The 20,244-nt window shown below is 44.9% G+C and carries 17 protein-coding genes and 1 other RNA gene; 9 read left to right on the top strand and 9 right to left on the bottom strand.

The genetic code is table 11. From position 1 onward, the window contains the following. The first annotated feature begins 25 nt into the window (after positions 1-25). Together AC5ZC7_RS24600 and AC5ZC7_RS24595 are read left to right on the top strand one after the other, a co-directional pair. On the top strand, positions 26-790 hold the full coding sequence (locus AC5ZC7_RS24600) for a phosphosulfolactate synthase (protein WP_496158395.1): 765 nt from the start codon (positions 26-28) through the stop codon (positions 788-790). Between the two features lie 130 nt (positions 791-920). Continuing rightward, positions 921-1,661, top strand: a complete 741-nt coding sequence (locus tag AC5ZC7_RS24595; protein WP_496158396.1) for a shikimate dehydrogenase family protein — start codon at positions 921-923, stop codon at positions 1,659-1,661. A gap of 110 nt (positions 1,662-1,771) precedes the next feature. On the opposite strand, the gene AC5ZC7_RS24590 is transcribed toward AC5ZC7_RS24595, so the two are convergent. Then, a complete protein-coding gene (locus AC5ZC7_RS24590) occupies positions 1,772-2,584 on the bottom strand; it encodes a methyltransferase domain-containing protein (protein WP_496158397.1) in 813 nt (270 codons plus the stop codon). Between the two features lie 152 nt (positions 2,585-2,736). Here AC5ZC7_RS24590 and truB point away from each other — a divergent pair, with 152 nt between their 5' ends. After that, positions 2,737-3,432 (top strand): tRNA pseudouridine(55) synthase TruB, encoded by a 696-nt coding sequence (gene truB, locus AC5ZC7_RS24585; protein WP_496158398.1) that lies wholly within the window; start codon positions 2,737-2,739, stop codon positions 3,430-3,432. On the opposite strand, the gene tamL is transcribed toward truB, so the two are convergent. After that, positions 3,413-5,842, bottom strand: coding sequence for a translocation and assembly module lipoprotein TamL (gene tamL / locus AC5ZC7_RS24580; protein ID WP_496159025.1), 2,430 nt, complete (start codon positions 5,840-5,842; stop codon positions 3,413-3,415). The two genes, truB and tamL, sit on opposite strands and share 20 nt — an antisense overlap. 102 nt (positions 5,843-5,944) lie before the next feature. Here tamL and AC5ZC7_RS24575 point away from each other — a divergent pair, with 102 nt between their 5' ends. From AC5ZC7_RS24575 to AC5ZC7_RS24565, 3 genes are read left to right on the top strand one after another with little or no spacing between them, the layout of a single operon-like run. Next, the gene (locus AC5ZC7_RS24575) at positions 5,945-6,685 is read left to right on the top strand and encodes a TrmH family RNA methyltransferase (protein ID WP_496158399.1); all 741 of its coding nucleotides are present in this window, start codon (positions 5,945-5,947) and stop codon (positions 6,683-6,685) included. A gap of 6 nt (positions 6,686-6,691) precedes the next feature. Continuing rightward, entirely contained in the window at positions 6,692-7,726 is a 1,035-nt protein-coding gene (locus AC5ZC7_RS24570; RefSeq protein WP_496158400.1) for a hypothetical protein, read from the top strand. Next, positions 7,692-10,016: a hypothetical protein gene (locus tag AC5ZC7_RS24565; RefSeq protein ID WP_496158401.1), complete on the top strand. Its 2,325-nt coding sequence runs from the start codon at positions 7,692-7,694 to the stop codon at positions 10,014-10,016. Before AC5ZC7_RS24570 ends, AC5ZC7_RS24565 begins: the two co-directional genes overlap by 35 nt. On the opposite strand, the gene AC5ZC7_RS24560 is transcribed toward AC5ZC7_RS24565, so the two are convergent. Then, complete coding sequence (locus AC5ZC7_RS24560) at positions 10,017-11,252, bottom strand: FtsX-like permease family protein (RefSeq protein WP_496158402.1); 1,236 nt, start codon at positions 11,250-11,252, stop codon at positions 10,017-10,019. 175 nt (positions 11,253-11,427) lie between these two features. Here AC5ZC7_RS24560 and AC5ZC7_RS24555 point away from each other — a divergent pair, with 175 nt between their 5' ends. Beyond that, positions 11,428-12,717 carry a type IX secretion system plug protein gene (locus tag AC5ZC7_RS24555; protein ID WP_496158403.1) on the top strand — a complete coding sequence of 430 codons (1,290 nt, stop codon included), beginning with the start codon at positions 11,428-11,430 and terminating at the stop codon, positions 12,715-12,717. A gap of 61 nt (positions 12,718-12,778) precedes the next feature. Here the strand turns inward: AC5ZC7_RS24555 and AC5ZC7_RS24550 are convergent, their stop codons facing one another. The 5 genes from AC5ZC7_RS24550 to ffs all read right to left on the bottom strand — a co-directional run bounded on the left by AC5ZC7_RS24550 (position 12,779) and on the right by ffs (position 17,709). Beyond that, on the bottom strand, positions 12,779-14,089 hold the full coding sequence (locus AC5ZC7_RS24550) for an FAD-dependent oxidoreductase (RefSeq protein ID WP_496158404.1): 1,311 nt from the start codon (positions 14,087-14,089) through the stop codon (positions 12,779-12,781). A gap of 330 nt (positions 14,090-14,419) precedes the next feature. After that, on the bottom strand, positions 14,420-15,130 hold the full coding sequence (locus tag AC5ZC7_RS24545) for an MIP family channel protein (protein WP_496158405.1): 711 nt from the start codon (positions 15,128-15,130) through the stop codon (positions 14,420-14,422). A gap of 31 nt (positions 15,131-15,161) precedes the next feature. Then, positions 15,162-16,655 (bottom strand): glycerol kinase GlpK, encoded by a 1,494-nt coding sequence (gene glpK / locus AC5ZC7_RS24540; RefSeq protein WP_496158406.1) that lies wholly within the window; start codon positions 16,653-16,655, stop codon positions 15,162-15,164. A gap of 179 nt (positions 16,656-16,834) precedes the next feature. Continuing rightward, a complete protein-coding gene (gene fsa / locus AC5ZC7_RS24535) occupies positions 16,835-17,485 on the bottom strand; it encodes a fructose-6-phosphate aldolase (protein WP_441572556.1) in 651 nt (216 codons plus the stop codon). 124 nt (positions 17,486-17,609) lie between these two features. Beyond that, an RNA gene (gene ffs / locus AC5ZC7_RS24530) (signal recognition particle sRNA small type) lies at positions 17,610-17,709 on the bottom strand. Between the two features lie 182 nt (positions 17,710-17,891). On the opposite strand from ffs, the gene AC5ZC7_RS24525 reads away from it, so the two are divergent. Continuing rightward, positions 17,892-18,344, top strand: a complete 453-nt coding sequence (locus tag AC5ZC7_RS24525; RefSeq protein WP_496158407.1) for a DUF5684 domain-containing protein — start codon at positions 17,892-17,894, stop codon at positions 18,342-18,344. 45 nt (positions 18,345-18,389) lie between these two features. Here AC5ZC7_RS24525 and AC5ZC7_RS24520 read toward each other — a convergent pair whose 3' ends face one another. Beyond that, positions 18,390-19,127 carry a DUF8484 domain-containing protein gene (locus AC5ZC7_RS24520; RefSeq protein WP_496158408.1) on the bottom strand — a complete coding sequence of 246 codons (738 nt, stop codon included), beginning with the start codon at positions 19,125-19,127 and terminating at the stop codon, positions 18,390-18,392. Between the two features lie 121 nt (positions 19,128-19,248). Between AC5ZC7_RS24520 and AC5ZC7_RS24515 the strand changes: the two genes are divergently transcribed. Beyond that, complete coding sequence (locus AC5ZC7_RS24515) at positions 19,249-20,244, top strand: stage II sporulation protein M (protein ID WP_496158409.1); 996 nt, start codon at positions 19,249-19,251, stop codon at positions 20,242-20,244.

The raw sequence follows: 20,244 nt of genomic DNA, 5'->3' as shown, positions 1-20,244 counted from the left end.
AAATAAGAAGATAAAAATATTTCAAATGAATTTTAATCTGACACAAATCCCGGAAAGGACAAAGAAGCCCCGGACGCATGGATTGACCATGGTAATGGACAAGGGGCTGAGTTTGGAAGAAGCACGAAATTTTTTATCCGCAGCAGGTCCGCACATTGACATCCTGAAACTGGGTTTTGGCACTGCATTCGTTACACCCAACCTGCGCGCAAAAATTGAACTTTACCAGGCAGCAAACATCCCTGTATACTTTGGTGGTACCTTGTTTGAGGCCTTCGTTATCCGCAACCAGTTTGAGGAATACATCAACGTAGTAAAGGATTTCGGCATCAGCTACATGGAAGTATCTGATGGTTCCATCACTATTCCGCATGCAGAAAAATGCGGTTATATTGAGAAACTGTCTAAAATCGGCCTGGTACTGAGTGAAGTAGGTTCCAAAGACGCTGAACACATCATCCCTCCCTATAAATGGATTGAGCTGATGCGCGCTGAACTGGCTGCCGGCGCTACTTATGTAATCGCTGAAGCCCGTGAAAGCGGTAACGTCGGTATTTATCGCGGTAGCGGTGAAGTGCGTGAAGGCCTGGTACAGGAAATCCTGACCCAGATCCCAGCGGAGAAAATTATTTGGGAAGCACCACAGAAAGCCCAACAGCTTTACTTCCTGGAACTGGTAGGTTGCAATGCCAACCTCGGTAACCTCGCACCAAATGAAGTGATTTCCCTGGAAGCCATGCGTATTGGCTTAAGAGGAGATACCTTTAACCTGTTTTTAGATAGAGAATAGTTTTATAAATAATTACGAATTACGAATTACGGATTTGTGGGTAGATGGTAAACGCGGGTATTATCCGTTGTTGTCTACCCACAAATCCGTAATTCGTAATTTGTAATTTGTAATTCTTAATTATGGCTGCATGAAGATTTACGGACTCATTGGCTATCCGCTTAGCCACTCTTTCTCCAGGGGATTCTTTAAAGAGAAGTTTGAAAAAAATCAGATCACTGATTGTGTGTACGAAAATTTCCCAATACCCGGTATTACGGAATTTCCCGCCCTATGGGAGCAACATCCGCAATTACAGGGACTCAATGTAACCATCCCCTACAAAGAAGTAGTGATTCCTTTCCTGGATGAGCTGAGTAAAGCCGCGGCACAAATAGGCGCCGTGAATTGTATTCATTTGAAAGATGGGAAGAAAACAGGCTATAATACAGATGTAATTGGCTTTACTAAGTCGCTGCAACCCTTGCTGCAACCGCATCATACACGGGCGCTGGTATTGGGTACAGGCGGTGCTGCCAAAGCCATCATGTATGCACTGGAGCAACTCAACATTACTTATACGGTGGTAAGCAGGCAACCCGGCAACGGTACTATCACTTATGAAGCCCTGGATGAAGCTACCATGGCTGCACATACCATTATTGTAAATACCACCCCTTTAGGGATGTATCCTAAAACAGATACCTTCCCCGAAATACCTTATCAATACCTGACTTCTCGTCATCTGCTGTATGATCTCGTATATAATCCGGCAGAAACAGCCTTTTTACAGCGTGGTGCCGCACAAGGCGCTACCATTAAAAACGGTCATGAAATGCTGATCCTGCAGGCGGAGGCCTCGTGGGAGATATGGACGGAGCAGAAAGCGTAAAGCAGAAAGCGTAAAGCTATTGAAGCGAATGAACAAAGCGGATTATTTTCGCCATGTTCATTCGCTTCAATAGCTTTACGCTTTCTGCTTTACGCTTTCTGCTCTCTGACTTATGCTTCCCCGTTTTGCAGGGGTTTAATCATATAATACATACAGGTGGTAACGAAATTTCTGACAAAAGGAATGGCGGCCACCGGCTTCCACTGCTCTCTTGCACTTACCCCGAATTTATATTTGTAGATGGGATTGATCAGGTAGAAGCGGCGCTGTGTAATCTTATACTGCTGACGTTTTACAATGCGTTCAAATCGCTCTATGGAAATGCCTGTAGACTTTACGTCCATCAGATCTACCACTACATCATCTCCTTCGCCAAACATGCGCAGTAAGCCTTTGTATAAGGGTCTGGGCAGGAGGTGGATATAAGGGACCATGCTGAGAAATTTGTTTTTGCAAATCTGCTGATGTCCTCCGTGGGGCATATACCAGGGTGGGAACCCGAAATATATCTGGCCGCGCGGGGTGAGTAATTGCTTCAGGTGTCCAATGATTTTTTCCTGGTCAGGAATGTGTTCAATGGCATCTTTCAAAATAATGACATCAAAGGAATGTTGGAATTCTCCCAGGAAGTCAAGATCATAGATGTTTTTGGCGATCAGCTTTAATTGTCCGCCATCCAGGTATTTTTGAAGGAAGTTTTTCGCCAGCTCGATACGGTCAGGTGCAAGATCCACGCCCACACAATTACAGCCTTTGTCCAGGAACGGGATCAATACGCCGCCTTCTCCACATCCCACCTCCATTACACGCAGGCCTTCCAGTTGGGGAAATTCCTGCTGAATGAATGGCAGTACGTAGTCGCGCGAATTATCCACCTGTTGCTGGTGCCGTAGTGTTGCGTCTAAGTGATGTTTTAATGCCATGTATTTGAAAATTGCGTGAATTTAGTAAAAAGCAGCTAGCTTTTAGTCATTCGCACCTGGTAAATGCTGCAAAGGTAATATATGATGGACTCTGCAGCACTTACTAAATGCTAAAAGCTAGCGGCTAAAAGCTAAATCGCTATCTTTGCGGCATGCAAACGAACGAAAATATTAATTACAAGGAAGGAGCGGTGATACTGATTAATAAGCCACTGACATGGACTTCCTTCGATGTAGTACGTAAAATAAGGAATACCACTAAAGCTAAAATAGGTCATGCCGGCACGCTGGACCCGCTTGCTACCGGTTTGCTGATTTGCTGCACCGGAAAAATGACCAAAAAAATTAATGAATACCAGGCACAGGAAAAGGAATATACCGGCACTTTTACCTTAGGAGCTACCACGCCTACTTTTGATAAAGAGTCTGAACCGGAGAATTTTAAAGACATCAGTCATCTTGACGAAGCCGCTATATTGGCTGCTACGCAGCCTTTTATCGGAGAAATCATGCAGTTTCCACCCATACATTCTGCTATCAAGCAAAATGGCAAACCTATTTACCTGTTAGCCAGAAAAGGGGTGGATGTAAAAGTGGAGCCACGTAAACTGACGATTTCCGAATTTGAGATTACCAAAATAGCATTGCCGGAAGTTCATTTCAGGGTAGTATGCAGCACGGGTACGTATATACGTTCATTGGCCAATGATTACGGTGCCGTCCTGGGTTGTGGTGCTTACCTGAGCAGCTTATGCAGAACAAGGATTGGTAATTTTAAGTTGTCGGATGCTACTGATATGGCCGATTTCATTGCGGCCAATACCATTCCTAAAACGGATAACCAATAGCGATATTCCAGATAATATTATCCCGTCGCCATTTACCATCTTTTAAATCCCATTGGCCTATATACCAGCCATTTTTATTGCCGGTAAAGTAAGGGACTTTCAATGGAATGCCCCAATCCACGCGGATAAGGAAGAAAGAGAAGTCTAACCGTAGGCCCGCGCCGGTTCCCATAGCCAGATCATGATACAACTGGTTGAATTGGAATTCAGAGCCGGGCCTGGTGGAATCTTTCCGGATCATCCAGATATTTCCCATATCCACGAAGGTGGCGCCTTTCAGGTTTACACTGCCTCCAAACATTCTCAACAGGTCGAAACGGTATTCTATATTGCCTTCCAGCTTCATATCGCCGGTTTGGTCGGGGAAAGTTTGTGCGGTAGCGGAGGTATCTTTATAAGCTCCGGGTCCCAGTGTACGTAGGCGGAATGCACGGATACTATTGGGGCCACCGGAAGTAAATTGCCTGATGTAAGGCAATACCTGCGAATGACTGTAAGGGATACCGATACCTGCATAAGCCCGTGTGGCCAAGCCACTATGGATTCCCAGCTTCCAGAAATGACGGTAGTCAGCTTCCAGTTTTACGAAGTTGGAGATATTAACGCTGGTTAGTGTTTCCAGGTTGGTTTTCTTACCGGAAATGCTGTTCATCACGCTGTTGATGCCATTGAGCCACAGGCCGGACTCTTCCAGGTTTACCCTGAAATAGCTGTAGTGGCGCTGATGTAGTAAGTCCTGGTTGCTGTAAATGAAGGATACGCTTTCGCCGCCAATTAATGCCGGCTCAAAGCTACGTTTCAGGTAAGGATTGGTATTTACGGTACTATCGCGGAAAGTAGGATCCAGGCTTACTCCTACATAGTTCAATGTGAAGGGGCGGATAATCCAGCGTTTATAAACCGATTCATTCCAATCGTAGCCATAGGAGGCGTTGATGCTCTTAATATCGAATCTTTCTATGCGGGACAGGTAGTTGGCGCCCAGTGTTAACCGGGTTTTTACGTTAGACCTGGCAGATTGTTTAATATGAAATGGCAGGGCGAAACGTGGCCAGGTAAGGCTTACTTCTCCGCCAAACTGTTTGGATTGCAGGTCCCACCCGGATTGCTGCTTTACCAGTTCAATACCGGTATTGAGCGTCATCCCAAACTGGGTGGCGGTTCTGTTTAAATTGATATGGCGGTAGTTGAGTGTGATACCCGATCCCAGCGTATAGTCGGAGCTGTTACTTAGCTCAAAACTGGCGCCCAGTTCCTGTTTGCGGCGTGGGGTAAGGAATACGTAAGCATCTAGGGTTTTAGTGGAATCTTTGGGTTCTTTGTACTGTAGTGTTACAAATTGCCAGATACCGATGTCGTATAATTTATTGATGGTATTGTTATACTGTTGTATGGAGTATGTTTCTCCCGGCCGCAGCAGTATTGACTTAGAAAGAATTTTAGGTCTTAGTATTTCCTGGTGGTAACGGATGTTGATATACTTGCGGTTGTCCCGTTTCAGGGTACTGTCGTCGGGGTTGCTATTCAGTGAGAAGTCAGGATAGGCGTATATTTTACCGATGTGGTATTGTTCCCAGGTGGTGAGGCTGTCTTCCGGATTTTTGATGTGGATTTCCACGTCCATGGTCAATTTCTCCCGTCCTTTATTTTCATTGAAGATATTTACAAATCCCTCGAAGGGGTTGAGGCTATTTCGGAAGAGGGCTTTATTCAGGGTATCTACGCTATATTCAATGGCATCACGGTTAAACTTATAGTAGCCGGCATCCCTGATGAGGCGGGTGAGTCTTTCTCTTTCACTGCCCAGTGTGGCTGATTTGAATACCACACCTTTGCGCACGAGGGATAAGTTTTCATTTGCCTTTACAATATTTAGGATGGCGGTATCCGGAATCACGTAGGTGACTTTATCTATTACGAAGTTTCTGCCGGTATTCACCTGGTAGGTGACGCTGGTTTTTTTGTGTTTGGTTTTGGACTCATAGTTTACCGTAGCATAGAAGAATCCTTGGTTACGGAGATAGCTGGTCATGCGGGCAACCGATTCTACGGATTTGGTAGAGTCGTATACCACGGGTTCTTCGAGGTTTCTTTTTGACAGTACCAGGTTCCAGAACCAGTTTGATTTTTTCTCATTATACTTCTGGTTATAGAGCCATACTTTGATGCGGGTAGTCAGTAACTTTTTGTTGGGTTGCTGTGTCATCAGCGATTTAGAGGAGAGGGAACTGCGGAGGTCCTGTTTTTCGGAACTGAGGATTTCTCCCTGTACGTCTACTTTGCTACTGGTGTAGAGTGTTTGATTTTGCTGGAGGTATTTGGTATTGGAGCATGCTGTCAACGTGAATATTACCGCCAGTAGCAGCCATTGTTTCAGCAGTAAAAATCTGGATTTGGGAAGCAGCTGCATCACGGGTGAAAACGTTATTAGTAGTTTTAAAAGCCATGCTGAACAAACTGGAAACCATGCCGCTACTTGGCTGATTAAAAGAAATCGTGTAGGTTTGGTCCCATGTTGTCAAAGGCGCAAATTAAATATATTCAATCATTACAGCACAAAAAAAACAGGCAAAAATCCAGCCAGTATGTAGCCGAGGGTGACAAGATCGTGCAGGAGCTGCTACAGGCGGGCATGCCCGTAAAAGGAGTGTTTGCAACAACGGATTGGTTGGAGCAGCATGCACCGTTGCTGGATAGCTTGCCTGCGGGGGCAGTAGTAACAGTGGATGCAACTATACTAAAACAATTGTCGTCGCTCACCACACCCAACAGGGCGATGGCTTTGCTGGACATGCCTGCACCGGTTGGCCCGTTGCCGGCGGCTGGTACAGTGGTATTGGCGCTGGAAGCTATACAGGATCCGGGTAATATGGGGACACTGATTCGTATTGCCGACTGGTTTGGTATTCCGCAGATTATTTGCTCCCCGGATTGTGTGGATGTATATAATCCTAAAACTATCCAGGCTACCATGGGTAGCATTGTGCGGGTACGTATAGCCGAATACGATATCCGGGAATTATTACAGCAAACTACGCTGCCTTCTTATGCGGCTACCTTGCACGGCAAAAATATCGCTGATTTTCCTGTCATGAAAGAAGGCATTATCCTGATTGGTAATGAAGGAAGAGGTTTAACGGAAGAAGTAATTGCCGGGGCTACCCACCGGATCACCATACCCCGCCTTGGCGGTGCTGAATCACTGAATGCAGCAGTAGCTGCAGGTATTATCTGCGGCCGGCTGCTTATTTAATCTGTCATGATACCCCGTGTATATTTTGTCGCCTTGTTATTGTTATTGGCTGCCTGTAGCCAGCCCACCCATCGTGGGAAGGTAACGCCTGCCTTTTATTATTGGAAACAAACCTGGACAGGTAACCCCCGGGAACAACGATATGTTGACCAGTTGCCTGCAAAGCGCTTATACATAAAGTTGTTTGATGTAGACCTCGATGAAGTCACCAAAGCCCCGGTACCCGTAGCTATTTTCCGGAAAACGGCGCCATTGCCGGCTGGTGTAGATATTGTGCCGGTAGTATTCCTGATGAATGAAGTATGGGCACATGCTGACAGTACATTGGCCGGCAACATTGCCCGGCTGTTGGAAGGGCTGTGCGACAGTATTCCGGCGGAGCGGATTCCTGAAATACAGCTGGACTGCGACTGGACACAGGGTACCCGCGAGGCCTATTTTTCTTTTATCAAACAGATCCGGCAAACGCCTTTCTTCCGGCAGCGACGCATATCCGCTACCATCCGCATGTACCAGGTGAAATATACCACGCGTACCGGTATTCCGCCAGTGGATAAAGGTTTGCTGATGTGTTATAACATGGGCGACCTGCGCAAGCCGGGCACCCATAACTCTATTCTTGACACGGAAGTAATGGACACCTACCTGGGAGATAGCCGGGTTGCGGAATATCCCTTACCTTTGGATATCGCATTACCGCTTTTCGAATGGAGTGTTTTATTCCGCCGGGACGTGGGGTATGCAGGGATTTTAAGGAATGTTGGTGCACCAGAATTGAGAAATACAAAGCTTTTTGCCCCAGGCCCCGCTAACCTATACACCGTACTGCAAGACACCGTACTGAATGGCTATTCACTCACGAAAGGAAGCGTTATCCGAAGGGAAACCAGCGACCCGTCCGCATTGACCGCTGCGGCTAAACTGGTAGCCAAACAATTGCAAACAAAAGATCCGTTTATTATATATTATCATCTTGACTCGTTGACGCTTGAAAAATATCCATTGAATGAACTACAAGAAATTATTCGTCTTTTTAATTAGCTTTTTTGCTGTTTTCTTCGGGAATGTGATCTACACTTTGTCGTGTGGCCCCGACCCTGATCCTTATGATTACTACATTTCCTTTTTTAGTCCGCTGACTAAAGGCGGTGGTTATGAACCATTTTATTATACGTCGCTATCGCAGTTCTACGCCGATCCGACGCCTTCAGAAGAAACCGCAAATGTGGCCGACTGGCAAGGCTATACTGGTAGCAAGGTAACGGCGAAGGATATACGCGAATGTATTTATACCTATACGCCAGAGCAACTATCGGCTATTGCCGCCGGTAATGATGCCCTGCCAGATAGTGTGAAAAAGAACTCCTTTGCGCAGTTTTTATTGAAAGATAAAAACCAGGAAGCTGCGAAGTATTTGTCATTTGCTAAAACCTGCGAACCAGCTGTTGTGAACGCTGATCCCTGGTCAGTACCAGAAAGGAATAATGCTTTACTGGGCGACCTGTACAAAACAGGAGAGGAGCTGCTGAATAAAACAAAGGATAAGGACATCCGCGACAGATATGCGTTTCAGTTGATTCGTCTGCAGCACTACCGTAAAGATTATCGTGAAGCGATTGCTTCATTTGATAAATATTTTGATGGAAAAGAGTTGTCTTCCCTCGTGTATTTTAAGGCACTGGCCTTGAAAGCCGGAGCTAACTTGCGTTTAAAGGATTCGGTACAAAGTGCCTATTTGTTTTCACGTGTGTTTGAGAAAGCACCTTCATTACGTATTTCCTGTTTTACCAGTTTGATGTGGAGCAATACTACCCCCCAACAAGTATATCCGCAGTGTAAGGATAATCATGAAAAGGCCATGGTAGCGGCTATTTACGGCTTCGCCAACAGTGAGCCGGATGTGGATGCTTTAAGGCAGGTGTATGCGTTTGATCCGGCTTCTCCTGCTTTAAATATCTTACTGGCCAGGGAAATTAATAAGGTGGAAAGTGATTACCTGAGCCCAACCCTGGAAGAGGCCCAGCCAGGATATGTGAGCTACCGTAACGCTTCTGTTGACGAGAAAAAAGCCATCTCCAACCGGGTTAAAGCATTACAAACCGTGGTAGATAGCCTCGTAAATAAGGGCCAGTTAAAAGACATGGACCTGTGGCGGGTATCATCTGCCTATATTTCCTATATCCGCAAAGATTATGTAGCCGCAAAAGCTAAGCTGGATGAAGTAAAGACTAAAGATGCCGCGGTGAAAGACCAATGGGAAATAGTTCGCCTGCTGGTGAATATCAATCAGCAGAAAACGATTGACAGCGCCTTTGAATCCAGTCTGTTGGCTTCTTTAAAGTGGCTGGACAGTAAAACACCAGACGCCAGAAAATCGAATGAGTGGTGGAATGGCACCGATAAATCCTATATTTTCCGGAAAACATACCGTAATCTCTTATTTGCGGTGCTGGCACCCCGCTACCATCAACAGGGCGACCTGGTGAAAGAAGTATTGGTGAGAGGGCGCTGTGATTCCTTGTATATGAATGGTTGGGGCGTTTCCGGCCAAACAGCGATTGGCCAGGTAACAGACGATATGAAGTCAGCAGATCTGCTGAAGCTCAACGACTTTTTACATCAGCCGGTGAAATCGCCGTATGAAACTTACCTGGTGGGCTTCTTCCCAAAATCACTGAATATTAACAAGGTGATCGGAGAAAGCTATATGCGGGTACATGATTTCGCCAATGCGCGCGACTGGTTCAAGAAAGTACCGGCAGCAGTGCAGGCTGTTTCCTTCCAGGTATTCCGTGAGCAACTGCAGGATTTTGGAGAAGACACTGCCAGGGCGGGTTTCACCAAACCGATTACCCAGCAACAGTTTTGTGAACGCATGGTGCAGTTACAGGAAAAAATGAAGACAGCTCCCGTGTCCTCTAACGTTTATTACGAGTATGCGTCTGGGTTATTTAGTATTTCTTACTATGGTAAAACCTGGTATTTCGTGAAGGATTACCGCCCGTCTACCAGTTGGTATGAAACCAAATGCGATAAAGATCCGTTTGAGAAACAGTATTTCGGATGCTATAATGCGGAAAGTTATTATTTAAAAGCGGCGCAAGCCAGTACCGACAGGGAATACAGGGCCCGGTGTGCATTTATGGCCGCCCGTTGTTCCCAGAAACATACTGCGGAGAATGAAGACAACGACAAGTATGTTTCTGCGTTGATACGTAACCGTTATTTCCCGTTGTTGAAAGATAATTTCGCGCAGACTAAGTTTTACCAACAGGTATACAATCAATGCAGTTACCTGCGTGATTATGTAAAAAGTACCCGTAAAAAATAATTACTTGAACTGGATGGCCTTAACCGGCGTAATACGTTCTATGAGTAATGACGGTAGCAGCAAAATCAATGTACAAATAAGGAAGGTGCCAATGTTGATCAACAGGATATCCAGCCAATGTACAGAGATAGCTGCTACCGACATATAGTAAGACTCTTCCGGTAATTTAAATATGCCGGTGCTTTGTTGGAGAAAGGCAATGCCCAGCCCAAAAAAATCCCCGATCAGGATCCCCAGCAGGATGATGTAGGCGGCCTGGAAAATAAATATCTGTTGAATATTCCAGTTACGCATGCCCAGAGCTTTGGCAATGCCCACCATGTTGGTACGCTCCAGTATCAGGATGAGTATAGCCGTAATCATGTTGATGATAGCCACTATCGTCATAATGATAATGATGATCAATTCGTTTTGGTTCTGTAATTGCAGCCAGTCGAATATGTTGGGATAGATATCTCTCACCGTGCGGGTAAACAAGTCATCCGGTAGTTGGTTCCGGTATAGATATATAGCCGTGGAATCCATTTTGCGGTAGTTGTTCAGCGTTATTTCGTAACCGCCTACCTGTGTGGGTTCCCAGTCGTTGAGTTTACGTACCAGGTTGAGGTCCCCGATCACATAGGTTTTATCGTATTCTTCGATGCCTGTTTTATAGATACCCGTTACCGTTAGTTTGCGGGCCCGTGGAGGTAATCCGCCGCCCTGGATGAAATATATAATGGCTTTATCATTTACTTTCAGCTGCAGCTCTCTGGCCATGTATTCTGAAATCATAATTTCCGGTGAGTAGGCCGAATCATTGAACTGTAATAGCTGACCAGATTGGAGGAAACGCTTTAACTGTGGCCAGTCGTAGCTTCTGTCTACTCCTTTGAAGATGACGCCGTCTATTTCTTTTTCTGATTTGAGAATCGCCGACTTGGTAGCATAGCTACTGATGGTTTTAATGCCGGGAGCCAGCTTAATGCTGTCTATGAGGCTCTTTCTTCCGGTAAAGGGGATTTCTTCCGTAAGAGGACCGGCATTGGGTTGGTATTCGTTCACATGGATATGGCCCCAGAAGCTGAATATCTTTTCCTGTATCACCTGTTGAAAGCCGTTTACCAATGCTGTAGCCAGTATCATTACTGCAACGCTGATCGCCGTGGCGGCAACTGCTATATTGATAATGAATTTGGAAAAAGTGGATCCCTTATTGAAAGCGATTCTTTTAGCAATAAAAAATGATAAACGCATGTGGCAAATATATACGGAAAAGGGGAAAGCGTAAAGCATAAAGCAAAAAGCCATGGAAGTGAATGACCTAAGTGGATAAATAATTTAAATATCCGCTTCCGTGATTCGCTTCGATGGCTTTTTGCTTTATGCTTTCCCCTATTTGTAGTAACTTCAATATTATCAATTTCCTAGTATGCGTACAGCAGCATTTTTTTTAATAGCCATTACTGTTTGTTTGTTTAGTGAGAAGACGGCGGCACAGGTGAGTGCTATTACCCCGGATCATGTGTATTATAACAATATCAGATCGGTGAAATTTAGTCAGGCTGGTGATCCGCTGAGTATGCCGATGTATACCATTGGCGGCAGTGAGAAGCTGGAGTTGTCTTTTGATGATATGGACAATGATGTGAAAAATTATTACTATTCCTTTGTGCTTTGTAATGCTGACTGGACACCGGCGCAAGTGAATCAGTTTGACTATATGCGTGGTTTTTCGGAAACGAGAATCATGACTTATAAAATGTCGAGTGTTGCCCTGGAGCGCTATACGCACTATACCGTGCAGTTACCGGGAACCAACAGCTACCCGGTAAAATCTGGTAATTATATGCTGAAGGTATACCTGGACAGTGATACCTCACAGCTGGCATTTACCCGCAGAATGTATGTGGTAGAGAATAAGGCGGGCATTACAGGTTTTATCCAGCAGCCTATTGCTCCTAAATTATTCCGTACTTATCAGAAAATTAACTTCGAAGTCAATACAGGTGGACTCAATATTCAGAATCCATTTGACCAGATTAAAGTAGTGGTATTACAGAATTATCGTTGGGACAACGCGCTGACAGGGCTCAAGCCCCAGTTTATCAATGGTAGTGTATTGAAGTATAATGCCGAACAGGATTGTATAATGCCTGCGGGAAAGGAGTACCGGTGGATAGACTTACGTAGCTTCCGGTTGCAAACGGAGCGGGTGCAGCGATCGGAATATCATAACAAGAGTACGGATGTATTTGCGGTGCCTGATCAGGAAAGAGCTGATAAGGTATACCAGTTTATTAAAGACATCAATGGCCGGTATTACCTTGCCACACTGGATGATTATGATCCCAGTTTTGAAGGGGATTATGCGTCTGTACATTTCTCGTTTGCATCGCCGGAGCCGTATGCAAATTATGATATGTACCTGTTTGGTGAGTTTACCAATTATGAGTGTAATAATACGAACAAGCTTACCTATAATGGCGCCACCCGTGCTTATGAGGGTACTTTTTTACTGAAGCAGGGCTATTACAATTATGTTTATGGATTGGTAGATAAAACCATTCCTAACCCTAAATTTGATACATCACTGACAGAAGGAGACTGGTGGGAAACAGAGAATAATTATACCATATTGTTGTACTACCGGGCATTGGGTGGAAGGTCCGACGAGTTGGTATCTTCTATTACATTGAATTCTATCTTGAACAGAAAATAGAGAAACAAGCGAATAACAATAAAGGGAGATGAGGTATTCATCTCCCTTTATTGTTAGATAGCTAATTGATACTTTGCCTTAGTTTCACAATATTGGCGGCGCCGCGTTTAATAATAATACGGGTACCTCTTTCATAAGTAAAGTAGCGGTAAAACCAGTTAATGAATACCACCAGTTTATTTCTGAATCCGAGTAAACTCATGAGGTGTACTGCCATCCAAACCAGCCATGCCGGGTAACCACTCATACGTAAACCTGCAATTTCCGCTACTGCCCTGTTACGTCCAATGGTGGCCATACTGCCGAGGTCTTTATAGGTAAAGCCTTTCATGGGTTTATTAGCCAGGGAAAGACGGAGGTTATGCGCCAGGTTTTTGCCTTGTTGAATCGCTACCTGTGCTACCATGGGGTATCCTTTGGGGAAGCGGGGATCGTTGGTCATTTGTGCCAGATCGCCGATGGCGTATACATTGGTGAGGCCTTTTAACTGGTTCAGTTCATTCACTATGATGCGGCCATTGGGCAGTATAATATCTGTGGGAATGCCTTTCACGGGGATACCCTTTACACCGGCAGACCACAGCAGGGACTGTGTTTGTATCATTTCACCGGTGCTGAGCGTAACGGTTTTTCCGTCGTATTCTTTCACGCCGGTATTGGTCAATACGCGAACGCCTAAATCCTGCAGTGCTGCCAGCGTTTTTTGGGAAGTAGTTTCACTGAAAGAGGCCAGTAATTTAGGACCTGCTTCAATGAGGTATACATTCATTAACGATTGTGGTAAAGTAGGATAATCTTTAGGCATGATGTATTTGCGTAATTCCGCGAAGGCGCCCGCCAGTTCTACGCCAGTAGGTCCACCGCCCACCATGACGAAATTTAGTTTGGGCTTGATCTCTTCCGGATTTTGCAGCAACAGGCTTTCTTCAAATTGCTTTACTACATAGTTCCTGATTTGCACTGCTTCAATCAGTGATTTCATGCCGATGGCATTTTCTTCAATGCCTTGATTGCCGAAGAAGTTGGTATTACTACCAGTAGCAAAAACGAGGTAGTCGTAGTGAATTTCACCGATTCCTGTTTCCAGTATATTTTCTGTTGTTCGCAGGCCGGTTACTTCTGCCATGCGGAATACCAGGTTTTTTTGTTTCCGGAATATGCCGCGGAGTGGAAATGCGATGCTGTCTGGTTCCAGGCCTGCAGTGGATACCTGGTATAGCAGGGGTTGGAAAAGGTGATAATTATTCCTGTCTAATAGTACAACCTGTACGGGCACATGTTTAAGTGCTTTGGCCAGGTTAACGCCTCCGAATCCGCCGCCGACAATAACTACGCGGGGTAGACTGCTGTCCGGTATGTTGGGCTGAATCATAATTCATCAGTTTATATGGTGCAGTAATTTTGATGATATGGTATTTAACGGATAGTACGTCATTAGACCTCAAATGGCATACCAGTGCTAAATTTTATCAAAGTTACTAAACTTTCAGAAAAAAATGAAAGTTTGAAGCGGATTTTTGTCTTGGGGCAAGATTAGGCTGATTATACTGATTTAATTTTTTGTGATTTTATAAGATAGAAAAGCGGAAAAGAGCGAGGAAGGACGCGGATATAGCGTTCTTCTTCGCTCTTTTTCATCTTATAAAATCACAAAAAATTAAATCAGTATAATCAGCCTAATCCTGGTCAAAGACAACGTTCGTTATTGCAGGAAGTACTTGAAAATAAAAGCTGCTGCGGCCGCACCTGCCAGTGGGCCCAGGATGGGAATCCAGGCATAGCTCCAGTCGCTGTCACGTTTTCCGGGAATAGGGAGGAGGAAGTGCATCAGGCGGGGACCGAAATCGCGGGCCGGGTTGATGGCATAGCCGGTAGGTCCGCCGAGGGATAAACCAATAGCCAACACTACAAAGGCTACGGGCAAGGCATCCAGTGAACCGATACCCACAGTAGGGCCAGTAATGAAGCAGATGGCCAGTATAAATACCAGGGTAGCGAGGAACTCGGTCAGGAAGTTGTATTTGCTGTTACGGATGGCGGGAATGGTACAAAACACGCCCAGCTTGGTATTGGCATCGGATGTTTCGTCAAAATGTTGTTTGTAGCAAAGCCATACGATAAGTGCGCCCAGCATGGCGCCGCCTACTTGTGCTGCTACATAACCGGGTACCATTTCCCAGGCAAATTTTCCCTGTAATGCCTGTGCGAAAGTAACAGCGGGATTGAGGTGGGCGCCGCTGTATTTTCCGGTGGCGTATACGCCTACAAATACGGCCATGGCCCATCCCATGGTGATGACCATCCAACCGCCCTGGTTGCCTTTTGATTTATTCAGTATAACACTGGCTACTACACCGTCTCCCAGCACAATAAGGAATGCGGTTCCAAGAACCTCTGCTAAATAAGGTGACATAAGTTGTGTGAAATTAGGTAACGTAGATAAATTATTCTTCGGTCCATGCCTGTGCCGCTCTGATAGCGCGTTTCCAGTCGCCGCACAGTCGTTTGCTTTCTGCCGTTTCCATTTCGGCTTCGAAGGTGGCATCTATTTTCCATTGTTGTGCAATGGTTTCGATGCTATCCCAGTAGCCAACGGCGAGGCCGGCGAGATAAGCGGCGCCCAGTGCGGTGGTTTCAGTAATGGTAGGACGTACTACCCGCAGGTGGGTGATATCTGCCTGAAACTGCATGAGCAGGTTGTTTTTGGTGGCGCCGCCATCTACGCGTATTTCGGTGATGGGCATGCCGGCATCTGCTTCCATGGCTTTCAGCACATCCATAGTTTGGTAGGCGATGCTATCGAGCGCTGCGCGGGCGATGTGAGCAGCTGTGGAGCCCCTGGTAAGTCCCACCATGGTACCACGTGCGTGTTGATTCCAGTAAGGCGCGCCTAATCCGGCGAAAGCGGGTACCAGGTACACGCCATCGCTGTTAGGCACGGTAGCGGCGAGTTTTTCTATATCGGCAGAGTGGCGGATAATCCCCAGGCCATCGCGGAGCCATTGTACTACGGCGCCACCAATGAAGATGCTGCCTTCGAGTGCGTAGCTCGTTTTGCCATTAATTTGCCAGGCCACGGTAGTCAGCAGGTTATTTTTAGACGGGATGGGTTTATCGCCGGTGTTTAATACCAGGAAACAGCCGGTGCCATAGGTATTTTTGATCATACCGGGTTGGGTACATAGCTGCCCGAATAAAGCGGCCTGCTGGTCGCCGGCAATACCGGCAATAGGAATGCGGTAAGGGGTGAGAATAGCTTCGGAATAGCCGTATACTTCGCTGGATTGTTTTACTTCCGGCAGCATTGCAGCGGGAATATCAAAGAGGGAAAGTAATTCAGGATCCCATTTCATGTCGTGGATATTAAACAACAAGGTGCGGGAGGCATTACTCACATCAGTGATATGCAGCTGACCTTTGGAGAAGTTCCAGGCCAGCCAGCTATCTACGGTACCGAAAGCCAGTTCACCATTTTCTGCACGTTTGCGGGCATCGGGAATATTATCCAGCAGCCATTTTATTTTAGTGCCGGAGAAATAGGCGTCGAGGCGCAGGCCAGTTTTATCTTTTACTAATTGTTCTTTTCCTGCTTTGATTAATGAATCGCAATAGGCGGCGGTGCGGCGATCCTGCCACACGATGGCGTGATGAATAGGTTTGCCGGTTTTTCTATCCCAAACAATGGTGGTTTCGCGTTGATTGGTGATACCGATCGCGGCGATGTCTTCCCCACTTATCCTGGCTTTGAGAATGGCTTCAGCAGCCACACTGGCCTGGGAAGTCCATATCTCCATTGCGTCGTGTTCCACCCATCCGGGTTGTGGAAATATTTGTTTGAATTCTTTCTGGGCCACCGCTTTGATGCTGCCGTCGTGATCAAAAATAATGGCGCGTGAGCTGGTAGTACCCTGGTCCAGTGAAAGGATATATTTTCCCATTAGGTTTTCGTTTATAGTGGGTATGCGTGGATATTATCTTTGAATTTAACTAAATTCTTTAATAAAATACGTTTTCGGTGGGTAAAGGAGGATAGAAGCAAAGGAGGCTTCCTGCATAAAAAAAATCCCCGGCGCAATTACTGCACCGGGGATACACCATCTAAAAAAATATCTGATAATTACATTTTCTTCGCGTCTTCGAGGAATTTCGCCAGACCGATATCCGTTAATGGGTGCTTCAGCAGTCCCAGGATAGAGTCTAACGGGCAAGTACATACGTCAGCACCCACTTCCGCACATTTCACAATGTGGAGTGCGCTACGGATAGAGGCCGCAAGGATTTCAGTTTTGAAACCCTGTAAGCTGTAGATCTGTGCAATTTGTGCAATCAGTTCAACACCATCCCAGTTAGTATCGTCAATACGACCAATGAACGGAGATACATAAGCCGCACCTGCTTTCGCTGCCAGGATTGCCTGACCAGCAGAAAATACGAGGGTACAGTTTGTTCTGATACCGTTATCAGTAAACCATTTGATGGCTTTTACACCGTCTTTAATCATAGGTACTTTCACCACAATGTTCGGGTGAATAGCGGCCAGTTTCTTACCTTCTTCAATGATAGATTTGAAATCTGTAGAAAGCACTTCTGCACTCACATCACCATCTACTATTTCGCAGATATCTTCGTAATGTTTGATAATTGCTGCTTCACCTTTAATGCCTTCCTTCGCCATGAGAGACGGGTTGGTAGTTACACCATCAAGAACGCCGAGGTCATGAGCTTCCTGTATTTGCGCCAGGTTAGCTGTATCAATAAAGAATTTCATACTATGATAAATTAGTTGTCAGGAAATGAACCATTTGTGGAAGATGCTGTCATTAGTGAAAGAGGTGGAGAAAATAGCAACCAGATACTATTGACAAGCAACTAATGACAATAAAAAAAGAAAAAAAAGGCAAGTTACTTATATCGCACCGCTACAACCACCTACCCTTGCTACATTCCTGTCCTGGGGGAGTTCAGTAGGAGCTGGTCGTATAAGACTTGCCGGTTGCAAAGGTAATATAATGTGTTGAATCTCCAAATATTAGCGAAGAAAAAGTTGAAGTTTTTTTTCAAAGCGTAGTTATACGCATTCTTTGCTTCTTAATAATGTAGTAACTATGTATATAGCGGGAAAATATATATATTTGGAGTGACAGCTGTTTAAACACTAATAAATTTAACCTCTTATGCAAATTCTTCAAACAAATCCTTATGAAGGTGGTAGCGCATTTGGCGCATTATTCACCGGTACTTTCCTGATTGTCATGCTGGTTATAGTGGTTTTCTTCATCGCCTGTATGTGGAAAATCTTTGAAAAAGCAGGCCAGGAAGGTTGGAAAGCCATCATTCCTATTTACAACATCTACATTCTGACTCAAATTATTGGCAAACCATGGTGGTGGCTGATCCTGATGTGCATTCCCTACATCGGCATTATCTGGGGTATCTGGGCTACCAACCTGCTCAGTAAAAGCTTTGGCAAAACAGAAGGCTTTACCGTAGGCCTGATTTTACTCGGTATCGTGTTTTATCCTATCCTGGCATTTGACCGTACTATCGTATACAAAGGACCAGCAGGTGATCCTACCCGTTTCAATAACGTCAACGATGATTTAAATTCGATAGGTAAAACTATCTGATTAAAAAATAGCTATTAAAAAGGCGGCCCATAGAAGGCCGCCTTTTTAGTTCCTGGTAGTGTAGTAATTGTAATCGTTTAGTACAGTTTCGAGGAAATGGGTATGTGACATATCGGAATCAATATGCAGCACATCTTTTACCCGGTAAGCTACCCTGGCCGCCAGTTCATCATCCTTTGCCATCAATGCACGATCCAGTAACTCCTTCACTTTATTCATATCCCTGTCGGATAATTTCATGATCTGGGGGAAATGTGGTTTATAATCGCTGTGGGAAAGATCCCGGAAAATAGTTTCTTCAATGCTACCTTTACGCTTGGTACTGATCACGATGGTACCAGCTATTAAATCGCCCAAACGCTGATTATACGGGGTTCTTACAATGGAAACAAGGGGAATCAGCACGGGTATTACCAACATAAAATAGATCGGCGTTTCAATTAACCGGAAAATCCATCTTATCAGGTGCTGACTAATACTGGGCGTATTTCCCATCATACTCACCACCTGGATATGCAACAGCTTTTTCCCTGGTGTAGATCCGTTCATGGTGATTTCCGTGATGGGGAAATAGAACATGATGGGCAGAAAAACGAGCAGTATATAGATGACAATATTGGCATCCATGTCCATCCGGAAAGAAGTCAGCACAGCCTGCATCACCAGGAAATAGGCCACACGAATCGCGAAATCAATCAGCCAGGCCAGGAAACGTTTTACAATATCGGCCGACTCAAATTCGAGATCTATATTAAAAGAAGTTGGTATTTTTATATCTGCCATACTCAAATTTACATATTTGTTTATATATTGTTAAACGATTTAGTAAGTTTGCCGGTATTCCCCATTAGTAACCCATTACTGTAGGTAATATCTGTATTTAAAAGGGAAAGAAGAACTCATTATGAGAGAATCGCTGTTTATCAAAAAGAATTTGTCCCGCTGGAAACAATACCAGGAGGAGCCCACAGATGACCCTGATGAAATGGCGGAAAGATTTGTATCAGTACTGGATGATCTGTCTTACGCTAAAACTTTTTATAGCTTCAGTAAAGTAACCCATTATATTAATGGGCTGGCGGCGGCTATCTATCACCGTATTTACCAGAATCGCAAGGAAGATGTAGGCCGTTTTCAACTGTTTTTTAAATACGAATTACCATTATTATTTCGGAAATATCATCGCCTGTTACTGTTTACTTTGTGCTTCTTCCTGCTATTCTGTGTGATTGGCGCTTTCTCCTCTGCGCACGATGAAACCTTTGTGCGTGGTGTACTGGGAGATGAATATGTGAATATGACGGAGCGGAATATCGCCAATGGAGATCCTTTTGGTGTGTATAAGGATGGTAATCCTGTTACCATGTTTTTCTACATTGCCATCAACAATATACAGGTATCTTTCTTTTGCTTTGTAGGCGGTATTTTTTTCGGCATAGGCTCCTTGTACCTGCTGGTACGTAATGGTGTAATGCTGGGCGTTTTTCAGTACATCTTTTTTACACATGGCCTGGGCTGGAAATCAATACTCGTTATCTGGATACATGGTACGCTGGAAATTTCCAGTATTGTGATTGCGGCCTGCGCCGGAATGATTTTGGGGAAAAGCATACTTTTCCCTGGTACACATAAGCGGATTGACTCTCTTCGCAAGGGTGCAAAAGACGGGATTAAAATTATGGTTACCCTAATGCCTATATTTATAGTAGCTGCTATATTGGAAAGCTTTGTTACCAGGCATACAGAAATGCCATTGGTATTAAGTCTTTTTATCTTGTTATCATCATTGAGTTTTATATTGGGCTACTTTGTTTTTTATCCCATCTATCTGCATAAAAAAGGATATCGTTTAAATGCGGAAGGGAAAGTTATCATCCCATTTACCCTTTCAAAGCAGTAA

This window comes from Chitinophaga sp. 9-1-y (assembly GCF_059511905.2).
The sequence above is the reverse complement of the archived record's forward strand: the minus strand, read 5'-3'. Positions and strand labels throughout refer to the sequence as shown.